Origin of the sequence: Brevundimonas sp. (assembly GCF_016742135.1) — a bacterium.
Taxonomy (GTDB): Bacteria; Pseudomonadota; Alphaproteobacteria; order Caulobacterales; family Caulobacteraceae; genus Brevundimonas.
Genome location: NZ_JACVCG010000001.1, coordinates 698,145 through 704,166 on the forward strand (window position 1 = coordinate 698,145; position 6,022 = coordinate 704,166).

A 6,022-nucleotide genomic window follows, 5' to 3' on the forward strand; every position below is an offset into this window, starting at 1 on the left:
GGGATCATGCGCCATTGCGGTCATCCGATATGATCAGGCCGTCGCGGAAGGCGATCCGACGGCGGGCGCGCGCCGCGACCTCATTGTCATGGGTGACGATGCACAGCGTCAGTCCCTGGCTGTTCAGTTCGTCGAACAGGGCCAGAACTTCCTGGCCGGTGGCGGTGTCCAGCGCGCCCGTCGGTTCGTCCGCCAGCAGCAGGTCGGGGGCATTGGCCAGAGCCCGGGCGATGGCCACCCGCTGCTGCTGCCCGCCCGACATCTGGGTCGGCCTGTTGCCCAGGCGATCGCCCAGGCCGACCCGCTCCAGCAGGGCCACGGCGCGGTCCCGCCGCTCGGCCGCCGGTATGCCGGCATAGATCATCGGCAGTTCGACATTCTGGACGGCGGTCAGCCGGGGCAACAGCTGAAACGACTGGAAGATGAAGCCGATACGGCGGTTACGGAAACTGGCCAGTTCATCGTCGTCATAGTCGGCCACCGGATCGTCCTCGAACCGGTAGTCGCCCGTGGTCGGACGATCCAGTCCGCCCAGCACATTCATCAGGGTCGACTTGCCCGAGCCGGAGGGGCCGATAATGGCGACATGCTCGCTGCGATCGATGGTCAGCGAGACGCCGCCCAGCGCATGGATGACATTGTCGCCCATGACATAGGTCTTGGTCAGCTTCTGGATGTCGATCATCGGCCGTTCCTAGAAACCACGCGGGCCGCCGCCGCCACCGGTGACCCGGGCGGCCTGCTGCTGGGCGCGGGCATCGGGCGCCCGGGGGCCACCCCCCGTGATCACGAGATCGCCTTCCTTGAGCTCGCCGCCGATGACTTCGGTATAGGAGCCGTCCGTGGCACCGGTGATCACCGGCACACGTACGGGCTTGCCGTCACGCAGTACCCAGACGACGCCACGGTTTCCACCCCCGGCGAGACGCACACGCTGGGTCTCGAGGATCGCCTGCTGATCGGCCCGCAACAGCGGTTTGATCTCGTCCAGGGCGGCATTGAGGATCGCCGCCGAGGCCGCATTGCCACCCCCCCGGCGTTGACCGCCGCCCGCGCCGCGCTGGGCGCGCATGTCCTGCTGGGCCTTTTCCAGAATGGGCAGGACCGTGGTCCGCTGGGTGGCGTCCAGCTTCAGCTCCTCAACCAGGGTCGCGACGATATTGCCGCGTCCGCCGCCGCCGCGCTGGCGGTTACCGCCGGTCGCCGCTGGCCCGAAGGGTGAGCCGCCGCTCCGGGCCTGGCCGCCCTGCTGCGCGGCCAGTACATCGCCCGGCGTGAAGCGCAGGGCGGCGTTCGGCACGCGCAACACATTGCGCTTCTCTTCCAGAATGATGTCAGCATTGGCCGTCATGCCGGGCAGCAGCCTTTCGCCGGGGTTATCGGCCTCGACCACGACCGTATAGGCGACCACGCTCTGCTCAGTGGTGGGCAGAACCCGGATCTGGGTCACCTGCCCGGTGAAATTGTCGTCGGGAAAGGCATCGACGGTGAAGCGCACCGTCTGGCCGACCCGAACCGAGCCGATGTCGGCTTCATCGACCGTCACCAGCGCCTGGACCCGCGACATGTCCTGGGCCAGGGTAAACAGCACGGCGACGTTCAGGCCCGAGGCCACCGTCTGGCCGGGCTCGATCTGCCGGTCGATGACGATGCCGTCGATGGGGGCGGTGATGGTGGTCCGTCCCAGCGTCGCCTGATTGGCGCGAAGCTGGGCCTGTTGCTGGCGCACCTGGGCGCGCGCGCTCTGCTCATTGGCCCGCGCCGTCCGCAGTGAGGCCTCGGCCGCGTCCAGCGCCGCCTGGGCGATGATCTGGCGGTCAAACAGGAATTTCTGACGGTCATACTCGGCCTGCGCCAGTGCGACCTGGGCCTGGGCCTGGGCGACACCCGCCTGCGCCGAGACGATGGCGGCCTGCGACTGTTCGACCGAAGAGCGCTGGTTCTCCGGATCCAGCCGGGCCAGGACCTGACCGCGCCGCACCCGGTCATTGTAGTCGACCAGAACCTCGGTGACCTGGCCGGAGATCTGCGAGCCGACCTCGACGGTGACCAGCGCCTCGAGCGTGCCAGAAGCCGAGACGCTGCGCACGATCTCGCCTGTGCGGATCGCCTCTGTCCGGTAGGGATCAGCGTCGCCGCCCCCGCGCAGGAAGATGAACCACACCGCCACCGCGACCACCAGGACACCGGCGCCGCCGATGATCCAGCCGCGACGGCTGCGGCGACGCAGACGGGGTTTGGCGGGGGCGGGGCCGGTCGAAAGGGGCGAGGTCATGCGGATCGGGTCTCGTCGTTCATAGGGGCCCGCCCGCAAGCGGGGACGTGAAGGCTTAACGCCGGGATCTGGCGTTTCCGTCGCAAACTCAGCACGAAACCGGCTGAACCGAGGATGAAACACCTCCGGAAAGGCCCGGCCCGATCCCGACCCTTGACCCCGAGGCCTGCCGCGCGTAGAAGGCGCCACCTTCGAGACGGGCCCCGGCCCGGACCGGAGTGAAAATCGAATGCGACGGGCTGTGTCCCGCCGGAATGCCCGAAGCGCGCATTCCGGCTTTTGCGTTTGAGACCAATCCACCCGGGCAGCGGCCATCCGGCCGGGTCCAAAAGAAGGCTCCGAGACGCCCCGGCCGACAGGCACACGTCTCCTACATGAAGAGAAACAGTTCGAATGCCCACGATCAACCAGCTGATCCGCAAGCCCCGTCAGCCCAAGGTGGCCCGGAACAAGGTTCCCGCCCTGAAGGGCTGCCCGCAGCGTCGCGGCGTCTGCACCCGCGTCTACACCACCACCCCGAAGAAGCCGAACTCGGCGCTGCGTAAGGTCGCCAAGGTGCGCCTGACCTCGGGCATCGAAGCGGTGTGCTACATCCCCGGCGAAGGCCATAATCTGCAGGAGCACTCTGTGGTGCTGATCCGCGGTGGCCGCGTGAAGGACCTTCCGGGCGTGCGCTACCACATCCTGCGCGGCGTGCTCGACACCCAGGGCGTCAAGGACCGCAAGCAGCGTCGTTCGCACTACGGCGCCAAGCGTCCGAAGTAAGCCTCGCGCCTCACGAATTAATTTCCGGCCCGGGCCGGACCCCAGACAACCAAGAAGAGCAAGCCCATGTCCCGTCGTCACCGCGCCCAGAAGCGTGAAGTTCTGCCGGATCCCAAGTTCGGGGATCTGGTCGTCACCAAGTTCATGAATTACGTCATGTACGAGGGCAAGAAGGCCGTCGCCGAGAACATCGTCTACGGTGCCTTCGACATCCTGGCCGACAAGAAGAAGGACATGGAGCCGGTCGCGACCTTCCATTCTGCCCTCGACAACGTCGCCCCGGCGGTCGAGGTCCGGTCGCGTCGCGTCGGTGGTGCCACCTATCAGGTGCCGGTCGAGGTTCGCCCCGAGCGCCGTCGCGCCCTGGCCATCCGCTGGCTGGTCAACGCCGCCCGCAAGCGCGGCGAGAACACCATGACGGAAAAGCTGGCCGCCGAGCTGCTGGACGCCGCCAACAACCGCGGTACCGCCGTCAAGAAGCGCGAGGACACCCACAAGATGGCCGAAGCCAACCGGGCCTTCAGCCACTACCGCTGGTAACGCCTTCAAAGCGTCACCTGCACTGACTATCTAAGGGTTTCCGGCGCGGGCGGTTTCAGCTAAATCGCCCGCGCCGCATATCCGCACAGACCGACTTTCCCGAGGGCGCTCCCCGCGTCCTGATCTCACTTCAAGGCACGTTTCCCATGGCCCGCACTCACAAGATCGAGGACTACCGCAACTTCGGCATCATGGCCCACATCGACGCGGGCAAGACGACGACGACCGAGCGGATCCTGTTCTACACCGGCAAGAACCACAAGATTGGCGAAGTGCACGACGGCGCGGCCACCATGGACTGGATGGACCAGGAGATGGAGCGCGGCATCACCATCACCTCGGCCGCCACGACCGCCTTCTGGCGCGAAAAGCGCCTGAACATCATCGACACCCCCGGCCACGTGGACTTCACCATTGAGGTCGAGCGCTCGCTGCGCGTGCTGGACGGTGCCGTGACCGTGCTGGACGGCAACGCCGGCGTCGAGCCGCAGACCGAGACCGTCTGGCGCCAGGCCGACAAGTACCGCGTGCCCCGCATCGTCTTCGTCAACAAGATGGACAAGATCGGTGCCGACTTCGACAAGTCGGTCGAGTCTATCCGCGACCGTCTGGGCGCCAAGGCCGTGCCGATCCAATTCCCCATCGGGGCCGAGTCCAATCTGACTGGCCTGGTCGACCTGGTCCGCATGAAGGCGGTCATCTGGGACAATGACAATCTGGGTGCCAGCTTCCACGACGAGGAAATTCCGGCCGATCTGGTCGACAAGGCCAATGAGGCCCGCCAGTACCTGATCGACAACGCCGTCGAGCTCGATGACGAGGCGATGGAAGCCTACCTCGAGGGCAATGAGCCGTCGGAAGAGACCATCAAGAAGTGCATCCGCAAGGCCGTGCTGACCGGTGCCTTCTATCCGATCCTGTGCGGCTCGGCCTTCAAGAACAAGGGCGTCCAGACCCTGCTGGACGCCGTCGTCGACTATCTGCCGTCGCCGGTGGACATTCCGCCGACCCCGGGCATCGACTTCAAGACCGAAGAGCCCGTCACGCGCCGCGCATCGGACGACGAGCCTCTGTCGGTTCTGGCGTTCAAGATCATGGACGACCCCTTCGTCGGTTCGCTGACCTTCTGCCGCATCTATTCCGGCAAGATGGAAACGGGCATGGGCCTGCTGAACTCGACCCGCGACAAGAAGGAGCGCGTCGGCCGTATGCTGCTGATGCACTCGAACAACCGCGAGGACATCAAGGAAGCCTATGCCGGCGACATCGTCGCCCTGGCCGGCCTGAAGGATACCCGCACGGGCGACACCCTGTGCGACCCGATCAAGTCGCCCGTCATCCTCGAGAAGATGGAGTTCCCGGCGCCGGTGATCGAGATCGCCGTCGAACCCAAGTCCAAGGCCGACCAGGAGAAGCTAGGCGTCGCCCTGGCCAAGCTGGCCTCGGAGGACCCGTCCTTCACCGTCTCGACCGACCACGAGTCGGGCCAGACCATCCTGAAGGGCATGGGCGAGCTGCACCTGGACATCAAGATCGACATCCTGAAGCGCACCTACAAGGTCGAGGCCAACATCGGCGCGCCGCAGGTGGCCTATCGCGAGTCCATCAGCCGCAAGGCCGAGATCGACTACACCCACAAGAAGCAGACCGGCGGCACGGGTCAGTTCGCCCGCGTCAAGCTGGTGTTCGAACCGGGCGAGCCCGGATCGGACTTCGTCTTTGAATCCGCCATCGTCGGCGGTGCCGTGCCCAAGGAATATATCCCGGGCGTGGAAAAGGGCCTGAAGTCGGCCAAGGACAACGGCCTGCTGGCCGGCTTCCCGGTGATCGACGTCAAGGCCACCCTGGTCGACGGCGCGTTCCACGACGTGGACTCCTCGGTGCTGGCCTTTGAAATCGCGGCCCGCGCCGCCTTCAAGGAACTGCGCGAAAAGGGCGGCCCCAAGCTGCTCGAGCCGATCATGGCCGTCGAGGTGGTCACGCCCGAGGAATACCTGGGCTCGGTCATCGGCGACCTGAACGGGCGTCGCGGCATGATCCAGGGTCAGGACATGCGCGGTAACGCCACCGTCGTGAACGCCTTCGTGCCGCTGGCCAACATGTTCGGCTATGTGAACACCCTGCGGGGCATGTCACAGGGCCGCGCCCAGTTCACCATGCAGTACGACCACTATGAGCCGGTGCCGCAACACGTCGCCGACGAAGTGATCAAGAAGTACGCCTAACCCAAACCCCTGCTTTCGGCGGACCCCGGTCCGCCGGGGGCCCTGAAACCCCAAGGACGAGCCCCCTGTTCAGGGGACGGAGAGAAGAGAATGGCCAAGGAAAAGTTTGAACGCACCAAGCCGCACTGCAACATCGGCACGATTGGTCACGTTGACCATGGCAAGACGACGCTGACGGCGGCGATCACGATGACGCTGGCGAAGGCGGGTGGAGCCA

Annotated in this window: 6 protein-coding genes; 4 read left to right on the forward strand and 2 right to left on the reverse strand. The window is 65.9% G+C overall.

From position 1 onward, the window contains the following. Positions 1 to 4: 4 nt before the first annotated feature. A complete protein-coding gene (locus IBJ06_RS03410) occupies positions 5 to 685 on the reverse strand; it encodes an ABC transporter ATP-binding protein (RefSeq protein ID WP_292157238.1) in 681 nt (226 codons plus the stop codon). A 9-nt stretch (positions 686 to 694) separates the two neighbouring features. Continuing rightward, a complete protein-coding gene (locus IBJ06_RS03415) occupies positions 695 to 2,275 on the reverse strand; it encodes an efflux RND transporter periplasmic adaptor subunit (RefSeq protein ID WP_292157240.1) in 1,581 nt (526 codons plus the stop codon). Positions 2,276 to 2,668: 393 nt separating this feature from the next. Between IBJ06_RS03415 and rpsL the strand changes: the two genes are divergently transcribed. The 4 genes from rpsL to IBJ06_RS03435 all read left to right on the forward strand — a co-directional run. After that, positions 2,669 to 3,040 (forward strand): 30S ribosomal protein S12, encoded by a 372-nt coding sequence (gene rpsL / locus IBJ06_RS03420; protein WP_209120136.1) that lies wholly within the window; start codon positions 2,669 to 2,671, stop codon positions 3,038 to 3,040. 66 nt (positions 3,041 to 3,106) lie between these two features. Beyond that, positions 3,107 to 3,580: a 30S ribosomal protein S7 gene (gene rpsG / locus IBJ06_RS03425; protein WP_292157243.1), complete on the forward strand. Its 474-nt coding sequence runs from the start codon at positions 3,107 to 3,109 to the stop codon at positions 3,578 to 3,580. A gap of 146 nt (positions 3,581 to 3,726) precedes the next feature. After that, positions 3,727 to 5,805 (forward strand): elongation factor G, encoded by a 2,079-nt coding sequence (fusA, locus tag IBJ06_RS03430; RefSeq protein ID WP_292157245.1) that lies wholly within the window; start codon positions 3,727 to 3,729, stop codon positions 5,803 to 5,805. A gap of 90 nt (positions 5,806 to 5,895) precedes the next feature. Then, on the forward strand, positions 5,896 to 6,022 hold a 127-nt coding region (locus tag IBJ06_RS03435; RefSeq protein WP_231492570.1), incomplete at its 3' end, for a GTP-binding protein.